Annotated in this window: 20 protein-coding genes; 13 read left to right on the top strand and 7 right to left on the bottom strand. The window is 34.6% G+C overall.

Annotated features, from left to right (window positions below; genetic code table 11):
• Positions 1 to 97 precede the first annotated feature (97 nt).
• The 4 genes from aspS to H7F21_RS00655 all read left to right on the top strand — a co-directional run bounded on the left by aspS (position 98) and on the right by H7F21_RS00655 (position 4,332).
• Entirely contained in the window at positions 98 to 1,852 is a 1,755-nt protein-coding gene (aspS, locus tag H7F21_RS00670; protein ID WP_185787316.1) for an aspartate--tRNA ligase, read from the top strand.
• Between the two features lie 46 nt (positions 1,853 to 1,898).
• Complete coding sequence (locus H7F21_RS00665; protein ID WP_185787315.1) at positions 1,899 to 3,680, top strand: chloride channel protein; 1,782 nt, start codon at positions 1,899 to 1,901, stop codon at positions 3,678 to 3,680.
• 35 nt (positions 3,681 to 3,715) lie between these two features.
• Entirely contained in the window at positions 3,716 to 3,961 is a 246-nt protein-coding gene (locus H7F21_RS00660; RefSeq protein WP_185787314.1) for a hypothetical protein, read from the top strand.
• Between the two features lie 179 nt (positions 3,962 to 4,140).
• Positions 4,141 to 4,332: a cold-shock protein gene (locus H7F21_RS00655; protein ID WP_008269621.1), complete on the top strand. Its 192-nt coding sequence runs from the start codon at positions 4,141 to 4,143 to the stop codon at positions 4,330 to 4,332.
• Between the two features lie 56 nt (positions 4,333 to 4,388).
• Here the strand turns inward: H7F21_RS00655 and H7F21_RS00650 are convergent, their stop codons facing one another.
• From H7F21_RS00650 to H7F21_RS00635, 4 genes are all read right to left on the bottom strand, one after another.
• A complete protein-coding gene (locus H7F21_RS00650; protein ID WP_221892414.1) occupies positions 4,389 to 4,844 on the bottom strand; it encodes a protease complex subunit PrcB family protein in 456 nt (151 codons plus the stop codon).
• On the bottom strand, positions 4,834 to 5,424 hold the full coding sequence (locus H7F21_RS00645; RefSeq protein ID WP_185787313.1) for a hypothetical protein: 591 nt from the start codon (positions 5,422 to 5,424) through the stop codon (positions 4,834 to 4,836). Before H7F21_RS00645 ends, H7F21_RS00650 begins: the two co-directional genes overlap by 11 nt.
• Positions 5,425 to 5,534: 110 nt before the next feature.
• On the bottom strand, positions 5,535 to 5,984 hold the full coding sequence (locus H7F21_RS00640) for a nucleoside deaminase (RefSeq protein ID WP_185787312.1): 450 nt from the start codon (positions 5,982 to 5,984) through the stop codon (positions 5,535 to 5,537).
• Between the two features lie 25 nt (positions 5,985 to 6,009).
• Positions 6,010 to 8,637: a T9SS-dependent M36 family metallopeptidase gene (locus H7F21_RS00635; protein ID WP_185787311.1), complete on the bottom strand. Its 2,628-nt coding sequence runs from the start codon at positions 8,635 to 8,637 to the stop codon at positions 6,010 to 6,012.
• Between the two features lie 177 nt (positions 8,638 to 8,814).
• Between H7F21_RS00635 and H7F21_RS00630 the strand changes: the two genes are divergently transcribed.
• Positions 8,815 to 10,590: a 1-deoxy-D-xylulose-5-phosphate synthase gene (locus H7F21_RS00630; protein ID WP_185787310.1), complete on the top strand. Its 1,776-nt coding sequence runs from the start codon at positions 8,815 to 8,817 to the stop codon at positions 10,588 to 10,590.
• Here H7F21_RS00630 and H7F21_RS00625 read toward each other — a convergent pair.
• Both H7F21_RS00625 and H7F21_RS00620 read right to left on the bottom strand, forming a co-directional pair.
• A complete protein-coding gene (locus H7F21_RS00625) occupies positions 10,561 to 10,740 on the bottom strand; it encodes a hypothetical protein (protein ID WP_185787309.1) in 180 nt (59 codons plus the stop codon). The genes H7F21_RS00630 and H7F21_RS00625 overlap by 30 nt on opposite strands.
• Positions 10,741 to 10,823: 83 nt before the next feature.
• The gene (locus H7F21_RS00620) at positions 10,824 to 12,164 is read right to left on the bottom strand and encodes a deoxyguanosinetriphosphate triphosphohydrolase (RefSeq protein ID WP_185787308.1); all 1,341 of its coding nucleotides are present in this window, start codon (positions 12,162 to 12,164) and stop codon (positions 10,824 to 10,826) included.
• Positions 12,165 to 12,391: 227 nt separating this feature from the next.
• Between H7F21_RS00620 and H7F21_RS00615 the strand changes: the two genes are divergently transcribed.
• Entirely contained in the window at positions 12,392 to 15,211 is a 2,820-nt protein-coding gene (locus tag H7F21_RS00615; protein WP_185787307.1) for a TonB-dependent receptor, read from the top strand.
• 40 nt (positions 15,212 to 15,251) lie between these two features.
• The gene (locus H7F21_RS00610) at positions 15,252 to 16,415 is read left to right on the top strand and encodes a multidrug transporter (RefSeq protein ID WP_185787306.1); all 1,164 of its coding nucleotides are present in this window, start codon (positions 15,252 to 15,254) and stop codon (positions 16,413 to 16,415) included.
• A 111-nt stretch (positions 16,416 to 16,526) separates the two neighbouring features.
• Here H7F21_RS00610 and H7F21_RS00605 read toward each other — a convergent pair whose 3' ends face one another.
• Entirely contained in the window at positions 16,527 to 16,871 is a 345-nt protein-coding gene (locus tag H7F21_RS00605; protein ID WP_343067381.1) for a toxin-antitoxin system YwqK family antitoxin, read from the bottom strand.
• A gap of 293 nt (positions 16,872 to 17,164) precedes the next feature.
• On the opposite strand from H7F21_RS00605, the gene H7F21_RS00600 reads away from it, so the two are divergent.
• The 6 genes from H7F21_RS00600 (at position 17,165) to H7F21_RS00575 (ending at position 25,929) form a co-directional block, all read left to right on the top strand.
• Complete coding sequence (locus H7F21_RS00600) at positions 17,165 to 17,752, top strand: hypothetical protein (protein WP_185787304.1); 588 nt, start codon at positions 17,165 to 17,167, stop codon at positions 17,750 to 17,752.
• Complete coding sequence (locus H7F21_RS00595) at positions 17,733 to 18,419, top strand: DUF2490 domain-containing protein (protein WP_185787303.1); 687 nt, start codon at positions 17,733 to 17,735, stop codon at positions 18,417 to 18,419. The genes H7F21_RS00600 and H7F21_RS00595 overlap by 20 nt, the downstream gene beginning before the upstream one ends.
• 71 nt (positions 18,420 to 18,490) lie before the next feature.
• The gene (locus H7F21_RS00590) at positions 18,491 to 20,767 is read left to right on the top strand and encodes an inorganic phosphate transporter (RefSeq protein WP_185787302.1); all 2,277 of its coding nucleotides are present in this window, start codon (positions 18,491 to 18,493) and stop codon (positions 20,765 to 20,767) included.
• Between the two features lie 155 nt (positions 20,768 to 20,922).
• Positions 20,923 to 21,774 carry an OmpA/MotB family protein gene (locus H7F21_RS00585; RefSeq protein WP_185787301.1) on the top strand — a complete coding sequence of 284 codons (852 nt, stop codon included), beginning with the start codon at positions 20,923 to 20,925 and terminating at the stop codon, positions 21,772 to 21,774.
• 105 nt (positions 21,775 to 21,879) lie between these two features.
• The gene (locus tag H7F21_RS00580; protein ID WP_185787300.1) at positions 21,880 to 22,599 is read left to right on the top strand and encodes a DUF6503 family protein; all 720 of its coding nucleotides are present in this window, start codon (positions 21,880 to 21,882) and stop codon (positions 22,597 to 22,599) included.
• Between the two features lie 57 nt (positions 22,600 to 22,656).
• Positions 22,657 to 25,929 carry a VCBS repeat-containing protein gene (locus H7F21_RS00575; protein WP_185787299.1) on the top strand — a complete coding sequence of 1,091 codons (3,273 nt, stop codon included), beginning with the start codon at positions 22,657 to 22,659 and terminating at the stop codon, positions 25,927 to 25,929.
• The last annotated feature ends 23 nt before the right edge of the window (positions 25,930 to 25,952 follow it).

The raw sequence follows: 25,952 nt of genomic DNA, 5'->3' as shown, positions 1-25,952 counted from the left end.
AGTACTTAGGTTAATAGCAGAAAAGCCTCAACAATTGTTGAGGCTTTTTATTTTTTATCCTTGAAGTTGCTTAAATTTGCACCCTTAATAATTTCTTATGTACAGAAGTCATACTTGTGGTGAATTACGAGCCGCACACAATAATACAGAAGTTACACTTGCTGGTTGGGTGCAAGGTGTTAGGGATAAAGGATTTATGGTCTACGTAGATGTGCGCGACCGTTATGGTATCACGCAGCTTTATTTTGATGAGGAGCAAACGTCCAAAGACTTATTGGAGCAAGCTCAAAAGCTTGGGCGTGAATTTGTGATTCAAGTTACAGGAAAAGTGCAAGAACGTGCCTCTAAAAACCCGAATATTCCAACAGGAGATATCGAAGTTTTAGTTTCAGACTTAACTATCTTGAATAATTCACTAGTACCACCTTTCACTATAGAAGATTCTACCGATGGTGGTGATGACTTGCGCATGAAGTATCGGTACTTGGATATTCGTCGTAATCCTGTAAAAAAGAGCTTGATTTTTAGACATAAAGTTGCACAGGCAGTTAGAAATTATTTATCGAATGAAGACTTTATTGAGGTAGAGACACCGTATTTGATAAAATCTACGCCAGAAGGTGCTCGTGATTTTGTGGTGCCGTCTCGTATGAACGAAGGGCAATTTTATGCACTTCCGCAATCACCTCAAACCTTTAAGCAACTGCTTATGGTTGGTGGTATGGATAAATACTTTCAGATTGTAAAGTGCTTTAGGGATGAAGATTTACGTGCTGATAGACAACCTGAGTTTACACAAATAGACTGTGAAATGGCTTTTGTGGAGCAAGAAGATATCTTAAATACTTTCGAGGGCTTAACGCGTCATTTGTTAAAAGAGATTAATGGTGTTGAGGTAGAGAAATTCCCGAGAATACTATACGATGATGCTATGCGCTTATACGGAAACGATAAGCCAGATATCCGTTTTGGAATGGAATTTGGAGAACTAAATGCGGTTGCTCAGCACAAGGATTTTAATGTTTTCAACTCAGCAAAATTAGTTGTTGGTATTGCAGTTCCTGGAGGAAATGCATACACTAGAAAAGAAATCGATAAGCTTATTGATTGGGTAAAGCGTCCACAAGTTGGTGCCTTAGGTATGGTCTATTGTCGTTGCAATGATGATGGTACTTATAAATCTTCTGTAGATAAATTTTATGATCAAGATGATTTAGCAAAGTGGGCAGAAGTCACCGGCGCCAAAGCTGGCGATTTAATTTGTGTACTTTCTGGTGAAACCAATAAAGTAAGAGCGCAATTAAGTGCATTGCGTATGGAACTAGCTGAACGTTTAGGGTTACGTAAACCAAATGAATTTGCACCACTTTGGGTCCTAGATTTTCCACTTTTGGAATGGGATGAAGACACAGAACGCTATCATGCCATGCACCATCCGTTTACGTCTCCAAAACCTGGACAGCTAGAATTATTAGGTACGAATCCAGGCGATGTGAAAGCTAATGCATACGACTTAGTTTTAAATGGCAATGAAATAGGAGGGGGTTCTATTCGTATTCATGATAAAGAGACGCAAGCTATTATGCTAAAGCATTTAGGTTTTAGTGAAGAAGAAGCAAGAGCACAATTTGGATTTTTAATGGATGCTTTTGAATATGGTGCACCACCACATGGCGGTATTGCATTTGGATTGGATAGATTAGTTGCGATTTTAGGAGGTCAAGAAACTATTAGGGACTTTATTGCGTTCCCTAAAAATAATTCAGGTCGAGATGTCATGATCGATGCACCAGCACCCATTGACGAAGAGCAGCTGACAGAATTAAATTTAAAATTGAATTTAAAATCATAACAACTAAAATCCTGCTTCTTGCAGGATTTTTTGTTAGATTTAAGCTATGCCAACTAAATCTAATTTTTTTAAAAGTATTCTTATTTGGAGGTATAAATACATCTCCGAAAGAAACTTCCTGTTTTTATTGAGCATTGTAATTGGGTTGTTAGCGGGATTAATCTCGGTTTTCATTAAAAATATCACTTTCGCGATAGAGGCCATTTTTGAAAAAGGCATCATACTTTCTGAAAATAGCATCTATTTTATTTTACCCATTGTAGGTCTATTTCTGGTGTATTTGTTTGTTAAGTACATTTCCAAAAAACCAAGTGGACATGCAATTCCGTCTATTCTTTTTGCTTTATCTAAACGCGATGGTATAATTAACAAACGCAACATCTACTTGCCATTAATTACTGCGCCATTAACTGTTGGTTTTGGAGGGTCTGTAGGTTTGTTAGGACCAGCAATTGCTTCTGCTTCAGCCTTAAGTTCTAATCTAAGTCGCTTATTACATATAGATCGTAAGACAAGGAGTTTGCTGATTGCTTGCGCAGCTGCAGGAGCCATTGCATCTATTTTTAAGTCACCAATTGCTGCAATAATTTTTGCCATTGAAGTTTTTAGTTTGGATTTAACGTTTGCGTCTTTATTACCATTATTGATAGCGTCAGTATCTTCTGTTATAACTTCCTACTTTTTCTTGGGTGATAGTGTGCTTTTCGACTTTAATGTCACAGATAAGTTTGCTATTAGGGATACCCTCTTTTATATCCTTTTAGGTGTGGGAACGGGCTTTGCGTCTATTTACTTTTCAAAAATATATTTCGGGATTACGTCATTCTTTAATCGATTTAAATCTGCAAGGCATAGACTTATCATTGGGGGTTTGGCTATTGGTATCATGCTGTTTTTTATTCCACCACTCTATGGTGAAGGTTTTGGTTTCATCAATAATTTAATGTTGGGCAATGATCTTGATGCCATTGGAAGTTCATTATTTGATGATTACCTAGATAACATTTGGGTAGTCATAGCTTTATTGTTTGGTATTACGGTATTTAAGGCCATAGCAATGACCACTACTTTTGCGGCTGGTGGAACAGGTGGAATTATCATTCCAACTTTGGTAATGGGCAGTGCTCTGGGTAATGTGGTTGCCAAAGTGATTAATAATTGCGGATTGGGATTTTCTGTTTCGGAAGCTAATTTTACTTTAATAGGCATGGCTGGTCTCATTGCTGGTGTACTCCATGCGCCTTTAACGGCTATTTTCTTAATTGCAGAAATAACAGGTGGCTATGAATTATTTGTGCCGTTAATGATAACGGCTTCGATGTCTTTCATCATTAATAAAAATGGATTGGATCATACTATTTATACCAAAGAATTGTTAGAAAAAGGTGCGCTCTTAACTCAAAATAAGGATAAAAATGTGTTGACCTTAATGAAGTTGGATTCGGTTATAGAGCAAAACTTTATAGAATTGCATCCAGATATGACTTTAGGAGAAATGTTAAAGAATGGTGTCTCTAAGTCCAATAGGAATTTGTTCCCTGTAACGGATAATCATAAAAATTTTATTGGAATTATTTTATTGGATAATATTCGGTCCGTAATGTTTGATCAATCACTTTATAGTTCTACATCCGTTGAGACCTTTATGCAAAAACCTCCTGAAATTATTTACTATGAGCATGATTCTATGGAGAAAGTAATGAAGAAATTTCAAACCTCACGCGCCTGGAACTTACCAGTAATCAAGGACAATAAATATTATGGTTTCGTTTCAAAATCTAAACTCTTAACAGCATATCGGCGTGAATTGATTAATTTTACATCGTAAGCTCATAAGGGGCATTTGGAAATAAATAACCAACTATGAAACCAATACACATCATCACGCTTATTGCTTTTATTGTCTCAATGTCGAGTATTGTATGCGGATTGCTATTGGAGGTTGATTATGCTCAAAAGCTCGTCGGATTTGGTGTTTCAGGATTATTTTTAGTCGTATTCCCACTGTTTTCATATTACAGATGGAAAGGAAAAGATGTCAAAGACTATATGCTTACCAAGGAAAATCTCGATAAAATGCGAGAGAATCAGAAAAATAACAAAATCTAAATCCACCTTATTCTTTTTACTTTAAAATTCTTCAATATCATTATTGGCAAGGCTTTACAGTCATTTTTTTAATTTCTATTCAACTCATTAATTTTCAATAATTTAAAATAAAACAATTATTTTACATAGGACATTGGTTAATCTATTACCTTTGCACTTTAATTTTTATTTATTTTATAATGACTGGAACAGTTAAATTTTTCAATGATTCAAAAGGATTTGGATTCATTACAAACGAAGAAACAGGAAAAGACATCTTCGTACACGTATCAAACCTTAATGGCGTAGAATTGCGCGAAGGTGACAATGTAGAGTACACAGAAGAAGAAGGAAGAAAAGGAATGGTAGCTGCAAACGTACAGGTACTATAAGTATATATCTTACAAGTTTCAACGCTCAACCTATGGTTGGGCGTTTTTTTTGTGCTTTATTGAAATTCTATTGGCAAATTGGTTTTAGAAACCTTAGCAATATAGTACGGTTGCGTCATAACAGCTGTTGCCATACCATCAGGAGAATTTTGTGTAACTTTAATTACCGTTTTGTCTGAATGAGACGCAATATCCAATTCAACACTATAACCTCCCGATGTTTTTACCTCATCAAAAACAGCAATAACAGTATATTTTGAAAAATCTATTGCAGTCTCTGTAAAACCATTAGAGACATTATTTACGGAATTCAATTTTGTTATTAGGTTATTCCAATCTTGTCTTTCCGTTATTACAAGATGCTGCTTTTTTATACCTTCTGCTCCGGCGCCATAAAGATTACCCTTGGCAATTAAAACAACAGCCTCATTAGCCATTTTAGCTTGATTTTCCGTGGATTTACAATTGAGTGCTAAAAAGATAATTAGCACTGAAAAAATCTTATTTATCATAAATTGTGTTCGTTTTATTATCATTTGATGATACGTCTTTCCTAAAATCTTCAAAATCAAAATATCTTGATTTAAAATAAATGGTCATTCCAACTTGATTTTCTTGCAAATTATCTGGTTCTATATCACCATTAACTGATGAGGCACTGTAATAAATATCACTCTTAAATTTTACCATTCCATAAATTACCTCATTTTCTATTGCATCAGGGATTTTTGAGAGAATAATTTCTGTTTCAGTGCAAGGAACTTCTATTCGAAAATGTAATTTACCATCCTTAGTTCTAGAGTATATTGGAAAATCATCACCTGAAAGCATGTGGTATAGAATAGGTTCTTCATTAACAATTTTTAAGGAAAAACCAAATCCTCCAAATAAACCGTAAGCTCCATCTATAGAAATAGTATCATTTTTTTTTAGGAAGAAAGATTTAAAAGGCATGCGCCTTTCTTGGTTTTTAGTGGAAAATGTAATTGAATCGCTTTCATAATTATCTAACAATAAGACATTGTCATAGACAAAGAAAAGTGTATCAAATGTACTACCAAGTTCTGATTTAGAAATTTTAGAATTAACCACTTCTTCAATTTCACTATCAATCTTAAAATTTGAATCTTTGAAAGTTCTTTTACAGCTAAAAAATGTAGCAATCAGACAGAATATATATAAATATTTTTTCAAATTAATTCTTAATTCAAATTGCGTTTCTCTATAAAGAATCGTTTTAATAATGCTGAAGCTTCTTCAGCGAGAATACCACTTATTACTTTTGTTTTTGGATGTAGTTGAGTGCCTAAAGTTTTAAAACCACGTTGCTCATCCGAGGCTGCATACACTATTTTGGCTATTTGACTCCAATACAAAGCGCCAGCACACATCTGACATGGTTCTAAAGTGACATATAGTGTGCAATCAGTGAGGTATTTTCCACCTAAGAAATTAGCCGCAGATGTAATGGCTTGCATTTCTGCATGCGCTGTAACGTCATTTAGTAATTCCGTAAGGTTGTGCGTTCTCGCAATAATTCTGTCTTGCACAACAATAACTGCACCAACAGGAATCTCACCTTTTTCAAAAGCGACCTCAGCTTCCTGAAGCGCTTTTCGCATAAAATAAGTATCGTCAAAAGGGTTTATCATAAATACATTGAAGTGTCAAAACTAATTAGTCCTTAATGACCTTTGTGTTGTGGCTAAAGTTACTATTTTTTATATTTAAGATATACAATCCTGTTTGCAATTGACTAGTGTCTAAGGTAATTGTATTGAATAGTTCCTTTTGCAATAGAAAAACTACTCTACCATTAGTATCTAATAAGGTAATGGTTACGTTACCTAAATTCTTAGATGTTGAAATTGATAATTGGGTTTGTGTTGGGTTTGGAAAAATCTTTACATCATCTTCTGAGAACTTATCAGTACTTAAACTAGAACAATTTGCCAATGTAGGAGTATTGCTTGGAGGTACTGTAAAATCTTCAATTTGATCAGTTCTAGAATCCGTATTTCCCTGTTGAGCATTAAACCCTAATCCACGAGCAGCAAAAACTTCCCAAATCATGCATTGATTTTCTCCTCCTGTGGTAGCCATATCAGCCGCCAATAGCGCATCTCTGCCATCTATAAAACCTGGACTACAAGGTTGTAATTTTAGACCATCAATAACCAACTTCATGACACGGTTATTGCCACCATTTCCGTTATATAAATCAGAATCAAAACCGTATTTGTCTATATATGCCCAAGTTAAATCCCAGAGGACCGTAGCCCAAACAAAACCAATACCATGTGGTCTACTAAGATCTGTATTGTTTGTGTCACTGTAAGTAAAGCTGTTAATATTAAAATCCGTGGTGTAGGTAGCGGGACGAATACCGTTGCCATTTGTAGGTTGACTTATGGCGAAGGTGCCTATGCCGCGAGTGTCTTCTGGAAGATCTGTAGATTTCATGGTTATCATTAATCCAAACCAATCAGACCAACCCTCTCCCATTTGTTCGGCGTTTTGTAAACAACCAGCAGCAGCTGGTCCACCTGTCAATCTGTTTGAGATCCCATGCCCATATTCGTGAGCTATGATAACATTATCAAAGTCTCCATCAATAAAATCTGTAATATCTGGCCCCTGCAAACGGGTAGTAATAGTCTCCCCATTAATAAGGGCAGTTATTAGTGCTTCTCCTTCTCCTTGTGTAAGCATCAAAGCAGGTATGGATACCAAATCGCCAACAGCTCCAGGAGCCATAGCAAAGGCATCACCAGGTTCATTATTAACCACAATTACAGCAATGGCACCAGCATTTTCTGCGGCAAGTACTTTAGCACCGAATTCGCAATTTCCTCTTCTTATAATTGCAATATTTCCATTGAGTGAAGCTACATTGGTAATACTTTCACAAGCATCATACATATCTATTCCAGCATCAGTTACTAAGATTACTTCAGACATAATTGGGACAGAAGACAAACGTTCACCAAATGATGCACCAACACCTTCATAAGTACCTGTTAAACTCCCATTTTCTACAGTAACCTGATTGTTAGTGCTGACTCCTGGAGGTGACCATAAAAACATTTGCATTCTTGGGTTAAAACCATCTGGAGGTGTGCCAAAATTAGCATTATTGAAACGGCTTCCATCTTGGGCATCAGCAAAAACAAAATCGTCTCCAAAGCCTTGATTACTATAATTTGTAGTTTGAAAATTTCCAGAGACTTCATCGAATCCGTGATGAAACCATATGTCATGCATCATATTATTTAAGTAAAACAAATTTGTAATTGCAGCTTCTTGATAATCTAATGGAGATAGATTAAATTCCAAAGGATAATCAAAGCTCAACGATAATGTGCCATCAGGTGCAAAACTAGAAATCGAATTATTTCCCTTATTATCTTCCTTTGCCCAAACATTATTACCTCTAGTAATCGTGTAATCTGCTCCTGAAATACCATCATCATCATGCCAGCCAAAAGGAGAAGCGTCAGTACTTGCGGGATTCGTTACTATCTGTCTTGATCCATGATTAGGGCTCTCTATTGGAAGCGGAAAAACATTATAACTAGAACCATCAACTATGACAGATTCAGGCGATGTAATAAGAGTATTAAAATTTAATTGGTTTGAATGTGCTTCAGAGCTATGTTCTTTTTCGAAAACACATGATAATATTAGATCATTATATTCTATGATTTCGTTTGTGGTAGCATCGATTCTTACGCTCCACCAATGCTTGTCTGTATATATGATTGTATCCCAGGCTAATAGCAGACTGTCATTCTTCTCTATAAAAACTAATTCAACTATTATATCTTGTGTTGAAATACCAGCATTAGAAAATCTATAGCTACTGCTATTGTTAGCTAATTGCTCCATGTTTTCGAGATCACCCAATTCTAGTTGCATCGCAATTTTTTTAATTGCTAAATCTGGAGAGAAAGAAGGTGATGTTGTATTTATTTTATTGGCAATACTGCTTAAAAATCTGTTAGAGTAATAAAATACTTTATCATTTTTAATAGCGATACTCGAAATAGCGTTGAAAATTCTAATGTTGTCAAAAGTCTGATTAATATAAACTTGGGTGATATCAGTATTTTTAGAATAATAGGTATTAGCTACAACTAAATCCTTTAAATCTTCTTCTAAGAAATCGAATTTTGATTTTTGATTTTCTAAATAGCTGATAATCAATTCACCATATGTTGTAGATTGTAGACTATTTTGACTGAATATAGGTAAAGTTGCTAAGGCTAATTGCATTAGCATTAGGCTCAAGGTTTTCTTTTTCATAGTATTGGTAATAGTAGTTGATTCTAGTCGAAATAATCCACCTAGTCTTACAACTAATTTTTACTTATTCGTAAAGCTGAATAGTCTATATGCGGCGTAAAATCAATCATGTAAAGTTAAGAAATGAAATAGACTTATTGCTCTAGAAATATTTGTTAATTGTTGTAGCTTTGCTTTGTGTCTCAGACCACTTTAAAACATATCAATTTCCCTAAGGATGTTCGTGAACTCCAGGTAGAAAATTTGCCTCATTTAGCGAAAGAGCTACGAGAATTCATAATTAATATCGTAGCGACTAAAGAAGGTCATTTAGGTGCCAGCTTGGGTGTTGTAGAATTGACCATTGCTTTGCACTATGTATTCAACACACCTGAGGATTTATTGATTTGGGATGTTGGCCATCAAGCTTACGGACACAAAATCTTAACTGGTAGAAAAGATAGTTTTGAAACCAACCGACAACTTAACGGTATTAGTGGCTTTCCAAAACGAAGCGAAAGTAATTATGATGCTTTTGGTGTAGGACATTCCTCGACCTCAATCTCTGCAGCATTGGGCATGGCAATTGCTTCGAAACTCAAGGGAGAAGACAAAAATCATATAGCAGTAATTGGTGATGCATCTATCGCTAGCGGTATGGCTTTTGAGGGGCTCAATCACGCAGGAGTTACTGATGCTAATCTATTGGTGATTTTAAACGATAATGCCATTGGAATTGATCCAAGTGTAGGAGCTTTAAAACAATATTTGACCAATGTAAAAAAGGGTACTGAAAGGCAAGATAATATTTTTGAGGCCTTAAATTTTGATTACTCTGGACCCATTGATGGCCACGACTTACCCTTATTAATTTCAGAATTAGAGCGTTTGAAATCGGTAAAAGGACCTAAGTTGTTGCATGTTATTACCACTAAGGGCAAAGGTTTAAAACAAGCAGAACAGGATCAAGTTAAATATCATGCACCTGGAAAATTCGATGCTAAGACAGGTGAACTTCCTGCTAAATCTGCTATGAGGCAACCTCCAAAGTATCAGGATGTATTTGGTGAGACTATAGTAGAACTTGCGTTTAAGAACGAAAGAATTGTTGGTATCACACCGGCTATGCCAACAGGAAGTTCTCTAAAATATATGATGGATAAAATTCCGGAACGTGCTTTTGATGTTGGTATCGCAGAACAGCATGCTGTGACCTTAGCGGCAGGAATGGCAACTCAAGGTTTAATTCCATTTTGTAATATTTATTCAACATTTTTACAGCGCGCGTACGATCAGGTGATACATGACGTAGCATTACAAAATTTGCCTGTGATTTTTTGTTTGGATAGAGCAGGACTAGTTGGTGAAGATGGCGCAACACATCACGGTGTTTTTGATTTAGCGTATTTGAATTGCATTCCTAATTTAGTCATTTTTGTGCCTAGAGACGCGATTGCACTTAGAAATATCATGTACACGGTTCAATTAGGTATTGATTTTCCGATTGCAATTCGTTATCCACGTGGGAGAGGACATATTTTAGATTGGAAACTGCCTTTTGAGACGATTGAAATTGGCAAAGGTAATTGTATGAAACAAGGAGAAGATATTGCAATACTCTCCGTAGGTATTATGGCCAAAGTAGTGGAAGAGGTGACAACTGATTTAAATGTATCGCATTACGACATGCAATTTGTTAAACCTCTAGATGAAACTTTATTGCATTCAATTTTTAAAACGTATAAGGCTGTAGTGACCATTGAAGATGGCACCATAATAGGCGGTTTTGGTAGTTCGATTTTAGCTTTTACTAGTAAGAATAACTATAAAAAACCAGTGACAACTTTAGGTATTAAAGACGAATTTATAGAGCATGGCACTGTTGACCAATTGCATAAGCTACAGCAATTGGATTCGGACTCATTAAAACGTAAGATTGAAGAATTACTCCTCGTCCTCGTCAAGGACAGCTAAGTCGGTTTGTTGTTCCTCTTGTTGATCTAAAGTTTCAACATTTTGATACTGAATTTGTTCTTCTTTAGTGTTCGAAATATCATCGATCATTAAAAGGCATGTTACTACAACAAAAAAAATGACTAAGCCTCCAAGTATATTATTTCTCATAAGTAGGTTGTTAAGTGGTTAACTATGAAGTAAATAAATACATTATATCGTTAAAAAACAAATTTATTCGATGAAATGCATTTTTAAATAATATTCCCTTTCAATTTTTGATGTAGCAACATGGCGTTGGTATCAGATAATTTTGAAATATATAAACAAATGTTGAGTAGGTTTTTATATAGAGATTCATTGGTTAGTTTCACTTGTTCTGGAAGAAAATTCAAAAGTAGTTTATCATAACTTGATAAATTGTCTTCATAGTAGTTATTAGCTAATCTTCCGTAGGCATTCAATAATTGATTTAGGATTTCATAACCAGCAATTTCTTTATTGATGACATCTTTTGAGCGATACACATTCTTGATACTCAAATTAATGATATCCTTAATTTGTGCCTTGTATTGGCTTAGATCTAAAAGTGCAGTTTCAAAATTACCTGCTAGTATCTGTTCTTCATATTTCATGAAAATTGAGACAGCTTCATCAATCAATGTACTAATTGCTAAAGCACGTAAATAACTGACACGGTCTTCAGTAGTCTCTAGTGCATTATAGTTCTTAGTAATAATCTTCTCTTTTACGAGTTTGATTAAATATTCCAACGCATAGTCTTCTTCAATAAGTCCAAGGTTAATACCATCTTCAAAATCTATTATGGTATAGCAAATATCGTCAGCTGCTTCTACCAAATACGCCAAAGGATGTCTATTGAAGCTTAAATGATCATTGCTTCTTCTTATTAAGCCTAATTCAGAAGCTACCTCTTCAAACATGTGTTTTTCGCTTTGAAAAAAACCATATTTCTTATCTATAATATGCTTAGTAGGTTTTTTAGGCAAGGATTCTTTCGGGTATTTCATAAATGCGCCTAGCGTGGCATAACTCAATCGTAATCCTCCTGACCTACCTATTCTACTTTCGGTTAAGATTTTAAAGCCATTGGCATTACCTTCAAAATCACAAAGATCTTGATATTCTTTACCGGTCAAGTGCGATTTAAATGCTTCGCCTTTGCCATCTTTAAAATAAGCGCCTATAGCCTTTTCACCAGAATGTCCAAAAGGAGGATTGCCAATATCATGAGCTAAAGCTGCAGCAGCTACTATGGCGCCAAAATCATTCATCTTATAGCCATGAACACTGTCGAGATGTGGATGTTTTTTCAAAAGTAATTGGCCTACTTTTCGTCCCAAGGATCTTCCAACAACACTTACTTCTAAACTATGCGTTAATCGTGTATGTACAAAATCGGTCTTGGATAAAGGGACGACTTGAGTTTTGTCTTGAAGACCTCTAAATTCTGATGAAAAGATAATACGGTCATAATCCACCTCAAAGCCCAAACGAGTTTCATCCTGCTCTTTCCTCAGTCTTTTATTGGTGTCGCCAAAGCGTTTTAAGGATAGTAATTGCTCCCAATTCATAATCTCAAAATTAAACCTGCAAGATAGAGAAATTGCTATAGAATTGGTTGCAAATCCCTTAGTTAGATTTTGTTAAAACCAATGTTACCAAATTGTATCCTAAATACTGTTTTTCCTTAATGTTAAGCTAACAGTAAGCTAACCTTTTGATTACAAATCTTTAATTTTTGATTAACCTCTAAACCATCCTATCGCAGTTTCTTTGCAGCATCAATTTTAAAAGACTAATGAGACAATTACAATTTATACTCATATTATTAATAACAGCATATTCTTTTGCTCAAAATACGGGTGCAATAGCTGGTAAATTAATTGACAAGGAGTACAATAATGAACCTTTGCCATTTGCTAATGTTTTAATTAAGGGTACTACTACGGGTACGACGTCAGATATTGATGGACTTTATACATTTGAAGACTTAGAAGTAGGTACTTATACGTTGGTATTTAGTTTTGTAGGTTATGAAACCCAAGAAATAAATGCTGTGGTTGTAGCTGGAGAAGTTACAACTGTTAATGTAACGATGATGGCTAGTGCAGCGGCTTTAGATGAGGTGGTTTTAGAACCCGTCACTGCAAGAAAAGAAAGTGAAAATGCACTTCTATTAGATCAAAAAAAGGCAGTTACTATAAAGCAGAGTATTGGTGCAGTAGAATTATCAAGAAAAGGTGTAAGCGATGCCGCAGGTGCTGTCACTAAAATATCTGGTATTTCTAAACAAGAAGGAGGGGGTAATGTCTATGTTCGTGGTCTTGGAGATCGCTATTTAAATACTACTTATAACGGCCTTACACTTCCTGCCAATGATATTGAGAAAAAGAATATGGATCTTAATCTTTTCTCATCTGATGTTATTCAAAATGTAGGAGTAAGTAAAACGTATGCAGCCAATTTTTATGGTGACTTTGCAGCCGGTAATGTAGATGTTGTTGCGAAAGAGTATACAGGCGATTTTTTCTTAGATGTTAATTTAGGCTCAAACTTTAACTCAAATGCCATTGGTGAAAACTTTGTTAAAAGTGAAGGAACTGGCTATTTTGGATTTTATAACCGCTATCGTAATAATCCGTATGCCGTTATTTTGTCTCACGGTGTAGATCCACAAAATATCGATGGAGCTTCTGGTATAGAAGGAAGTATCTCTGGTGGTAAGTCCTGGCAACTTGGGGAAGAATCACGTTTAAGTGTTTTTGCTACAGCTGCTTTTGGAAGTAGCTTTGAATACAGAAGGGGACAATTTGCTAATGTAACTGCCGCTGCAAATCAAATATTTCAAGATTCAGAAGAGTTTGAGTTCTCACGAAATACAACAGCAATGGCAAATGTTGTATACAGAATTAACAATGATCATAAAATAAAATTTAATTCATTGTTTATTAATGATGCTACAGACGAGGTTGGACGTTTCGGGATTGATGGTCGAGGTTATAACCGTAACACTATAGCTGACAATGATGACTTTGGTTTCTTTACGCAGAACGTGCAGTTTGAACAAGATATGATTTTCGTTAATCAAATTTTAGGTACTAGTACTATTAACGAAAAACTAAAACTAGATTATGGTTTAGGATACAATAATGTACTTGCTAGACAACCCGATCGTAAGCGTATAGCTCTTGAACGATTTGAAAACACACTTGATAACGACCCATCTACAAATGCTATTTTCTACAGGAATGTAGACTTTGATAATCAACGGTATTTTCAGAATATTGAAGATAGTGAATTCAACGCTCGTGTCAATCTAAGTTACGAGCAATCAGAAAACTTAAAATTTAACTTCGGTTATAACGGACGTATAAAAGAACGTACTTTCGATAACCAACGTTATGGTTATGAAATTATTAATCCATTCACAGAAATTGAAGATGTCAATAATTTGGATGCCTTTTTCTCTATAGAGAATCAAGGTGTGTTATACAATACAAGTGTATTCCGTCCATTGCCTGGTTTAGAAAGAGAGAACTTACCTGGTCAAGTGGAAAACGCATATAAGGGTAATCTTAATGTACATGCATTATATGCGGATGCTACTTATCAAATAGGCGAAAAATGGAGTCTTGTTCCTGGGTTACGTGTGGAACAATTTAATCAAGAAATTAGTTACGACGTAATTAACCTTTCTTTTAATAATCCAGGTAGTAATGACGCCACTGAAACGTTTTTTCTTCCTAGTTTAAATGTTAAATATGCATTAACTGAAGATCAAAACCTGCGCTTTTCAGCTAGTAGAACAGTTTCTAATCCTGAATTTAAAGAGGTCGCTCCGTTTGTATACGAGAATGTAACTGATCGTATAGGTGGTAATCCAGATCTTTTAAATGACCCTGCATTTTCAACAATTGTAAATTTAGATTTAAAGTATGAGTGGTTTATTAATAGAGGTGAAATATTCTCTATAGGTCTTTTTAATAAGACTATTAATGATCCTGTAAACTTAGTGTCTGCAAATGATGCTACTGGGACTCAGCGTTTCTTTAGAACTGGTGACCGTGCTGATGTTTTTGGAATAGAACTCGAACTTAGAAAAAGATTGATTAAAGATGAAGACGATAATAGTATTTTATCGGCGGGTATGAATATTACATACACTTCTACAAAACAAGATTTAAAAACCGTATCGGGAACATTTAACACCAACTTTAATAAAGATTCTGACGAGCTTCAAGGTGCATCTCCTATACTTATTAATGCTGATGTAAGTTATAGCCCTACGTTTGGAGAATATAAGCCTGTTGCCAATCTTGTATTTTCTTATTTCTCAGATAGAATTGATGCATTAGGTTCTGGACAGTTAGGAAATATTGTAGAAAAAGGGGTGCCTACATTAGACTTCGTATGGAAAAACACCATCAATAAGAATTTTGAGATTAACGCTAGTGTAAAAAACATATTAAACCCTACAATAGAGCGTGTACGTGAAAATGTGTCTTTTGATGCCACATTAGCAAATGACTTAGGACTAAATTCAAATCTTTCTGAGTTTGCATTATCAAGCTACAAAAGAGGTGTTAATGCGAGCATTCAATTGAAGTATAAATTTTAAAAACAATCAAAAAAAGAACATTAAATTAATTCAAAGCAAAATGAAAACAAACAAATTTCTTTTAGGATTATTCGCAGCTGCAACGCTTTTTGTTGTTGGTTGTGCAGCAGATGACACTGCAGATGTAACAATTAATCAAGGTGGTGACGGACCATCAGATCCTTCCGGCACTGAAATAGGTGGAACATTAAACGCTGATTTAACGCTTACAACTGGAACTGATTATGACTTAACAAGTGGTCTTATCGTACCAGAAGGCATAACATTAACCATAGAACCAGGTGTGGTCGTTAGAGCAACTACAGGTTCAGATGTTTATGTAGCTATTCAACAAGGTGGTGTTATTAATGCAGAAGGAACATCTTCTAACCCTATTGTATTTACATCAAATTCTTCAACACCAAATCCAGGAGATTGGGGTGGTCTAATAGTCTTAGGTCGTGCACCAATAAATTCAGTAGTTGGTGGTGATGCAACATCTACTTCAGAAATTGGAGGATTACCTTATGGAGGTAGTATTATAAATGACAATTCTGGAATTATAAGATATGTACGTGTAGAATATTCTGGTGGTGCTGCTGATGCTGCATCAGAAAATAACGGTTTCTCATTTTATGGCGTTGGAAACGGAACAACTATAGATTATATACAAGCATTTGAAGGTGCTGATGACGGTGTAGAATTTTTTGGAGGAACGGTTAATGCTTCCCACATCTCTGTAGTAGGTGCTCAAGATGATTCTGTAGACTGGACTGAAGGGTTTACAGGTACACTTACAGATGTTTATATAGAACATAGACAATCCCATGATAAAGGTATAGAAGGCGATGGTTTTAATACTGATATCGGAAATAATTCAGATCCTGTATTTTGGAGTGCCCCAACAATCAATAATATCACTATTGATGGTTTAGGGTCAAGTAACGGCAATGAAGCTATCCGATTAAGAGCAGGAACTAGAGCTACATTTAACAACGTTTTAATTCAAGGTTTTGAAGAAGGATATGATCTTGATGATGAAGAAACAGGAATAGGCGTACTTGCTAATGAAACAAGTGTCTCAGATATTACCTTTGATGATGTTATGCTGACTTTAAAGAATGATACCAATGGTGCCTTTGATGAAAACTCATTCTTTAGTGGTGTTGGTAATGGAACTGGTGCGGATTATAATTCTTGGAATTCTGGATGGACGAGAAACTAATCTCCATATGAGAATTATGCATTTTGCAAACAATACGCTCTAAGCCTATTAGAGAAACAAAAAAAGCATCCTGAATAGGATGCTTTTTCTATATAATAAGTTTAACGTACTCTATCTATTTGAAGCTACTGATGTTCCACTACTCTTCCATTCGCTCACATTAGCAACAGCGTTATCAGAATAATCTACTTCTCTCAATGTATCTCCACTCCAGTAGAACCACTTTCCTACTTTTTTTCCATTATCATATTTAGCTGCAATCAATTTATTCCCTTCATTACAATAGCTTCTCCATTCTCCATGCAATTTTCCTTCTACTGTGTAAAATCCGGTTTGACTAACTTCTCCATTGTCATGGAAGTAAGTAACCTCTATTAAATTCTTTTCTTTATCTAGTTTTAATGTTCTCTCTTTTTGTGCATAGGTGAAGCTTACACTCAACATTATTAGTAACACTACTATCTTTTTCATATCTATTTGGGCTTTAATTAATGATTACATAACAAATCTAGTGCTTTTTTTACATTTAAACAACAATTGCGTAACATTAAATTAACATTAAAAATATACATATCTGAATATCAATACTTTATAATTTTAAAAATTATCATTTTATCACTTGCTTTTTGTTGGTTTTTTATGCGTTAATTCTGGCGCAACGTACTTAAATTTGTATGTGTCATGTTTTAAAAGTCATAAAAGTATCTACTAGTAAGTAATATCATGCTCTCAATTAAATAGAAAATAAAATGAAATTGAATTTTTCGATGCTATGCTTTTCAATGGTACTATTCGCACAGTTCTCAATTGGCCAAACAAAGAATGAGAGAGAAGAGCGTATAAAAATTTCTGAATTTCCTGAGTTGGCTATACCTGTTGTGCAAGCACTACCCGAAGCCTGTAAACGGATTAAATTTTATAAAGAGACTGATGGAGATAAACATAGTTTTGAGGTCAAGTTTAAATATAATAAGCAACGTTACAGTTTGGAATTCTCTGAAGATGGCATTATAGAAGACATTGAAATTACGACTAGATTCAAAAGAATTGAAGAGAAATCTAAAACAGAGATAGAGCGATTTTTGAAACAAGCATTTGACAAACACAAACTCATTAAAATCCAAAAGCAATTCGTTTACAGCGTCGAGAAATCCGCATCTCAATTTATCAATGAGGCATTATCGGATGCTTCTTTGTTAGTTCCGAATTTTGAAATCATCGCTGAAGTAAGACAGAAAAAAAGGAGGGAGATTAGAGAATTTACATTTAATGATAAAGGACTGTTTAAAAATTCTAGAATCCTAAACCCAACGTCGTATGAGCACGTTCTATACTAAGATTCTTCTTGTAAGCCTTTTTTATTTTTTAGGATGGAGTCTCTTTTCACAAAATGATTTTGAAAGTTTGGGGGAAACAGAAATTGCACTAAATCATCAGTTAAGTAGTGATTATAAGTTCAATTTTTCTGTACGCTCTAGATATTATCTATATCAAGATGATACCTTTAATTTTGAGAATAGGCAGTTGGATGTTGTTCACTTCTCAACCTTAAATCTCGACTATAATCACAGTTTAAGTTTGGGAGTTCAATATCGTGTTAGGGAATCTATTGATGGTGGTAGTAACGAATTAAGATTGACCCAACAATTCAACTATATTAAGAAAAATTTGGCTTTACGATTTGGACATAGAATACGATTTGAACAGCGGATTCTTGAGGACTTTACGATACTCCGTTCTCGCTATCGATTTGCAATGGATTTTCCGCTGAATGGCGAAAAACTAGATATCGGCGAAAGTTACTTGGTAGCATCCATGGAAGCCCTGCTCAGTGCAAGTAAAAATATGAAGCCTGAATTGGACCATAGAACGACAGCTCAATTGGGTTGGCTTTTTTCCGAAAAACTAAAGTTTCAGCTAGGTTTGGAATATCGTTTTGAGGCATTCAATATAGAGACTGAAGAAAAATTATTCTTATTAACCTCATTCATTCTAAAAGTCTAAAAATAACAATTAGATAATGTGTCATTCAAAATAATTGAAGTATTTTGCGTGCAATTTTATTTTCTGTTTACATGGAAAACCTTTATGTCTATATGCTTGCTGCTTTGGCTTTTTTGGCCGTTGCAGATTTAGTGGTTGGTGTAAGTAATGATGCTGTTAATTTCTTAAATTCTGCAATAGGTTCTAAGGCAGTTTCCTTTAGGACCATTATGATTGTTGCCAGCATTGGTGTCGCTGTAGGAGCTATGACTTCAAGTGGCATGATGGAAGTTGCACGTAAAGGTATATTTAATCCTGGTGAATTTATGTTTAATGAAATTATGGTCATTTTTATGGCCGTAATGCTCACGGACATACTTTTGCTAGACTTCTTTAACACTTTAGGTTTACCAACCTCTACAACAGTATCAATTGTTTTTGAACTTTTAGGAGCGTCTGTTGCTGTAGCACTAATTAAGGTATATTCTGATGACTCACAATCCATTGCAGATTTAACTAATTATATTAATAATGAAAAAGCCATAGAAATTATTCTGGGTATATTGCTATCTGTAGTCGTAGCTTTCACTATTGGTGCCGTAATACAATATATTTCAAGGCTTCTTTTATCCTTTAAGTTTGAAGAAAAACCTATCGCTTACAGCGCAATTTTCAGTGGCTTTGCTATTACTTCGATAATGTATTTCATTATTGTAAAAGGGCTTAAAAATGCGGCTTTTATGCCACCATCCGTAAAAGAGTTTTTGAGTTCAAACCCTTTGACTTTTATAGGTATAAGCTTTTTGACATTTACCATTTTATCTTTTCTTGCAATTAGACTTTTAAATGCTAAAATATTTACCCTAATTATTATTGTAGGTACATTTGCTTTGGCTGTGGCTTTTGCAGGAAATGATTTAGTAAATTTTATTGGTGTACCTATTGCGGCTTACAATTCTTACGAGGTATGGTCGGCAAGTGGTGTGGGAGCTACTGACTATGTCATGACAGCCTTGGGAGAACCTGTGCAGACAGAGCCTTATCTGCTGCTTATTGCTGGTTTAATTATGGTTTTGACCCTCTGGTTTTCGAGTAAAGCTAAGGCTGTTGTTAAAACATCGGTAGATCTTTCTAGACAGGACGAAACCAAAGAACGTTTTGAACCTAATTATTTATCTAGGAACATCGTAAGGCTAACAATTGGCCTCAACGATGCTGTTAATAACATTCTTCCAGAATCTTTTAAAAACTGGTCCAATAATCAATTCATCAAGCCAAAAATTGTAGCAAAGGCACAAGATATGCCTGCATTTGACTTGGTTAGAGCGGCAGTAAATTTGATGGTAGCAAGCGTACTCATCTCTATTGCGACTTCCATGAAGTTGCCTTTGTCCACAACTTATGTCACTTTTATGGTAGCTATGGGGACATCTTTGGCAGACAGAGCTTGGGGAAGTGAAAGTGCTGTGTATAGAGTTGCAGGTGTACTAAATGTTATAGGAGGTTGGTTTTTTACGGCTTTCAGTGCTTTTGTAGCGGCGTCCATAATGGCCTATATTTTGTATTATGGTGAAGGTTATGCTTTAGTCGGCCTATTAGTTTTAGCTGTCCTACTTTTAATTAGAAGTTACTTGTCGCACAGAAAGAGTTCTAGAATGATGCGTGAAGAAGATCAGCTTGAAAAAGCAGAGAGCAGTTCCACACAAGGTGTTATTCATGAGAGTGCATCAAACATCGCTAACGTTGTAAAAAGAGGTAATAGAATTTACACTTCTGCAATCAACGGTTTAGCTATACAGGATTTAAAACTACTTAAAAAGAATAGAAGACAAATTGATAAACTGTCTAAGGAAGTAGACGACCTTAAGGACAATATATTCTATTTTATTCGAAACCTTGAAGAGCCAAGTGTCTCAGCTAGTAATTTTTATATTAATATTTTAGGTCATTTACAAGATATGACGCAGTCATTGGAATACATTTCCAAAGCCAGTCATAAACATGTTAATAATAATCATAAGAAGCTAAAGTTTAGCCAAATTAAAGAGCTTAAGGATTTGGATGAGCATTTAGAAGAATTATTCAAGACTACCCAAACGGCATTCGAATCCAGGTCTTTCGAAATGATTGGTGCTATCTTGACCGACAAGTCAAAAGCATTTGATTTGGTAAGGGAAAAAATTCAAAAGCAAGTGGAGCGGACCAGAAATGAGGAATCTAGTCCTAAAAACACAACGCTATACTTTAGTTTACTTTTGGAAACAAAGGATTTACTCACTGCAATGATGAACCTTTTAGAAGAGTATTATCATTCTCATGATAGTTCTGTAGAGCCAGCACAACTAAGCAGTTCAGAACAAGAGGAATAAAATTAAAAACGGAATAAAATCAATGCCTTAGTATAAATACTAGGGCATTTTTATTTGGGTAAAACTAAATTTAAATAAATCATTATTCAAACATCCAAGTGTTTAATTTCGACGTATATGTAATTGTATTGAATCAATTAACCAAAAACTTAAACATGAAAAAAATTTCGATCCTATTTGTAACCGCACTTTTACTAAGCTCTTGTGTTTCAAAGAAAAAATATTTAGCCTTAGAACAAGAAAAAGGAGAAATACAAAGTGAACTTACTAAAACACGTGTAGAAAAGGAAGATCTAGAAAATAAATTCGCAGTTATTGAAGCTCGCGTTAATGAGTACAATTCTAAAATACAATCTTTAAATGAGGATGTTGAGGGACTGACTATTGAAAATAAGGCAAAGTTCAAGCTATCTGAGGATGGAACGGTGACTTCAGGACTTAGCCAAGAGAAAATGCGTGAAACGCTTCAAAATGTGGATCCAGAAAAATTAGCCAATGCTAAAACATTAAAAGATTCTATGAACTTAGCTGTTCAGTATAATTTGAGTAAGGCTATAGATACAAGTGATTTAAATGAAGATGAAGATATCGTTGTAGATATCAATGAAACTGTAGTAATGATTTCTATTGCTGATGATATGTTGTTTAACACGGCAAGCTATAGAGTTGGAAATAAAGCCGATAAAATCTTAAAAAAATTAGCAGACGTTATTAATTCTGAGCCAAGCTTGGACGTTATGGTCGAAGGTCATACGGATTCTAGAAGTATTAACACTGAGAAAATTGCAGATAACTGGGACTTAAGTGTGTTGCGTGCTACCTCTGTAGTTAGAAAATTACAAAAGCAGTTTAAAGTGGCGCCAGAGCAATTGATTGCATCAGGTCGCAGTAGCTACCAACCTTTGGTAGAAAATGACTCAAGACAAAATAGAGCTAAAAATCGTAGAACACGTATTATTTTAATGCCTAATATAGACAAGTTTTTTGCTTTAATGGAAGCAAAATAATCCACAAATCTATCTAAATTTAGTAAAAGCATCCTCCCGTAAAGTTCGGCATTGGATGCTTTTTTTTATGGCTTAATTTGTAATTTGCAAAGAAACAATCAAAGTATGAAATTTAGCCTGTTCTTTCTCACCATACTATCATCAATGGCTTGCTTGAGTCAAAACCTTACAGCAAAACAAATATTGGACAAAAGTATCTCCTATCATGATCCAAATAATGAATGGGGAAGTTTTGATTCCTCTTTTACAGTAGAAATGACCACGCCAAATACTTCAAAACGCACTAGTGTCATCGAGATAAATTTACCAACTGAATATTTTAGTGTTAAGGCAACAAGAGATTCAATTACCACAACTTATACAATAGACAAGAGTAAATGTATAATGGCATATAATGGTAAAGTCTTGGATAGTGTAAGCGCCAAAGAGAAGAGAATGTCTTGTGATAGAGCCAATCTATACAAAAACTACTATACGTATCTTTACGGTTTGCCAATGAAACTGAATGACCCTGGAACAAACTTGAGCGAAACGATTGAAAAGAAAACTTTTAAAGGTAAAGCGTATCTGGTATTAAAAATCACTTACGACGAAGCTGTTGGTAGTGATGTCTGGTACTTTTATTTTGACCCCACAACTTATGCCATGGAAGTCTATCAATTCTTTAAAACCGATGACAAAGGCAAAGAAAATCCAGATACTGGCGAATATATATTACTCAATGAAGAAGCTAGTGTAAATAGTATTAAAATGCCAAAAGTACGTGCTTGGTATTATAATAAAGATGACAAGTATTTGGGAACGGATACTTTGGTTGGGAACTAATGTTAAATAGAGCATACATACTGCGATCAAAGAGATGCTTTTAAGAACTTCATAAAAATGGCCTTTAGAAAGTATCTTTTTCTACTATTGCTAATATGCTTCAATTGTAAGGATCATAAAACGCCTTATCAGGATAACTCAAATACTTTATTTACTAAAATTCCGGCAAGTCACTCCAACATAGATTTTGAAAACAAAATAGAAGAAACTGTAGACTTCAATTTTTTAAATTACAGCTATATCTATAATGGAGGAGGAGTTGCAGTTGGAGATATTAATAACGATGGCTTAGAGGATATTTACTTTACTTCGAATCAAAGTTCAAATACATTATATCTTAACAAGGGCAACTTTGTATTCGAAGATATCACAGAAGACGCAGAAGTAGAAGATGATAAGGGATGGACGACAGGAGTCACTATGGTAGATATTAATAATGATGGCTGGTTAGATATTTATGTGTGTAAATCAGGGTCTTTAGATAGTAGGAGCGCACGCCAAAACAAGCTTTATATAAATCAAAGAGATAATACGTTTAAAGACGAAGCATTAAAGTATGGGCTTAAAGAATATAGCTTTTCTACGCAAGCCTATTTTTTAGATTATGATAAAGATGGTGATTTAGATATGTATCTGGTAAACCATAGCACAGATTCCAATACTAACAGTTTAATTCTCAGTCCGCAACAGCAAGCAAGTTTAAAAACAGATAGCAGAGATATTTTATTTAATAATGATAATGGTACTTACAAAAATGTGTCGTCTGCTTCTGGAATTTCAAAGTTGAAAGCTTGGGGATTGAGTGCTTCAATAGGTGACTTTAATAATGATTCATGGCCAGATATTTATGTGGCTAACGATTTTTTAGAACCTGATGTTCTATATATCAATAATAAAGATGGCACCTTTACGGATGAAATTCTTACACGGTTCAAGCATATGTCAGCCAATAGTATGGGTTCAGATTTCGCTGATATAAATAATGATTTGCAACCAGACCTTTTAGTTTTAGATATGATGGCTGCCGATAGAAAAAGAGGCAAAGAGAATATGGCTACAATGAGTACAGCAAAGTTTAACCGTATAGTAAATAAAGGTTGGCATCATCAGTATATGTCTAATATGTTACAGCTTAATTATGGTAATGGTAGTTTTGCCGAAATTGGTCAATTTTCTGGAGTAGCTAAGACAGATTGGAGCTGGGCACCATTAATTGCAGATTTTGACAACGATGGTTTTAACGATATATTCATTACAAATGGGATCGAAAAAGATATTGCCAATCAAGATTTTAAACAGACAATACTAGGAAAAAATCTTAGAAATAATAGAGAACAAACCTTTAATGAAGCTAAAGACTTAATTCCATCTGCAAAGCTATCAAACTATATGTTTATAAATAATAGGGACTATACGTTTCGTGATAGTTCTTTCGATTTTGGATTTGAAGCAAAACTAAATTCCAACGGAGCAGTTTATGCTGATTTAGATAATGATGGCGACTTGGATTTGGTATTGAATAACCAGTCTGATAAAGCCTCGATTTATAGAAATAATTCTAAAGCTAATTATATAAAAATTAGTCTAAAAGGTTCTGGTAATAATATAAATGGTATTGGCAGTCGTGTTGAAGTTTATACAAAAGAAACAAGACAACTCAAAGAATTATATGCTAGCAGAGGTTATCAATCCTCAGTAAGTGATAAGTTAAATTTTGGACTGGGAGAATCTGAAGTTATAGATAGCTTAAGAATAATATGGAGCGATAATAAAACTCAAGTATTGACTAATATAAAAGCAAATCAGAGCTTAACCTTATCCTATAATGAAGCAACGATTACAGCTACAAAAAAAGAAACGGAAAAAGCTTTATTCCAATCAGTCTCACCATCCAGTTTAGGAATAAGTTATAAGCATAGATCTGTTAAATTCGATGACTATAATCTACAATTGTTATTACCACAAAAACAATCTACAATAGATAATGCCTTAGCAATTGCAGATGTAAATAGTGATGGCTTGGATGATTTTTTTGTTGGAAATACAATGGGATATCCTGCTGAGTTGTACATTCAAAATAATTCGGGTTCTTTTTATAAAGTAAATCAGAATTTATTTGAAAATGACAAGGCATATAATGATAACAATGCGCTCTTTTTTGATGCTGATGGTGATAATGATTTAGATTTATATCTGGCTTCAGGTAATTATAGTCAAGAAGCGCATAGTGCCTTGCTTCAAGATAGATTATACATCAATGATGGCGAAGGAAACTTTTCAAAAGGCAGGCTGCCAAAAATGCTCACAATTACAAAAGCTATAGCAGCAAATGATTTTGATAGTGACGGTGATTTAGATTTGTTTATTGGAGGTCGTGTAGTCTCAGGGCAATATCCAAAAGCTCCGAAATCTTATGTATTAGAAAATAGAAATGGAACTTTTATAAATGTTACATCTAAGCATGCAGAAGCATTCAATACTCTCGGATTGGTTAATGACGCCATTTTTTCAGATTATGATAATGATGGTGATTCAGATTTAATAGTTGTAGGAGAATGGATGCCAGTGACTATTTTTAAGAATGATAAAGGACTATTTAAAGAAGTCGATTTACCTACAAACGAGAAAGCAGGCTGGTTTCAAACCATAAAAGCTATTGATTATGATGGTGATGGTGATGAGGATTATTTTGTTGGGAATTTTGGAGAAAACAATAAGTTTCATCCAACAGAAGAAAAACCACTTCATATTTACGCCAATCACTTCGATGATAATGAGAGCTATGATATGGCGCTTACCAAAGAATCCGAGGGTGTTTTATTTCCTATTAGAGGAAAAGAGTGCTCTTCGCAACAAACCCCTTTTTTGAATAAAAAAATAGGAACCTTTAGCGAGTTTGCGAACTCCAATATAATGGATATATATGGCAGAGAAAATATTGAATCAGCCTTGCATTTAGAAGCATCTAGTTTTAGTTCGTATTATATTCGAAATATTGGTAATGGTAATTTTGAATTTAACCCATTACCCAATCAATCACAATTTGGACCTACTCTAGATTTTCACTTTTTAGATCTTAATAAAGATGGGTCAGTCGAAGTTTTTGGTGTAGGCAATATATATGATTCTGAGGTTGAAACGATTCGTTACGATGCTTCTCAAGGTTATATCTTAACTAAAGATAATGATCAAATAACGCTCTATAAAGACTTTGTAAGATTTAGCAACGGAGATGTTAAAGCTATTGAAAGTGTTTTTATAAAAGGAGAATTACATTTATTATTGCTAAATGCAAATCAAGAGCTGACAATACTAAAGCTAAAGAAATAAAGAGAAAATAATGCAATTTGAGA

The organism is Winogradskyella flava, from assembly GCF_014243395.1.
Taxonomy (GTDB): Bacteria; Bacteroidota; Bacteroidia; order Flavobacteriales; family Flavobacteriaceae; genus Winogradskyella; species Winogradskyella flava.
This window is presented reverse-complemented; position numbering and strand designations above follow the sequence as displayed.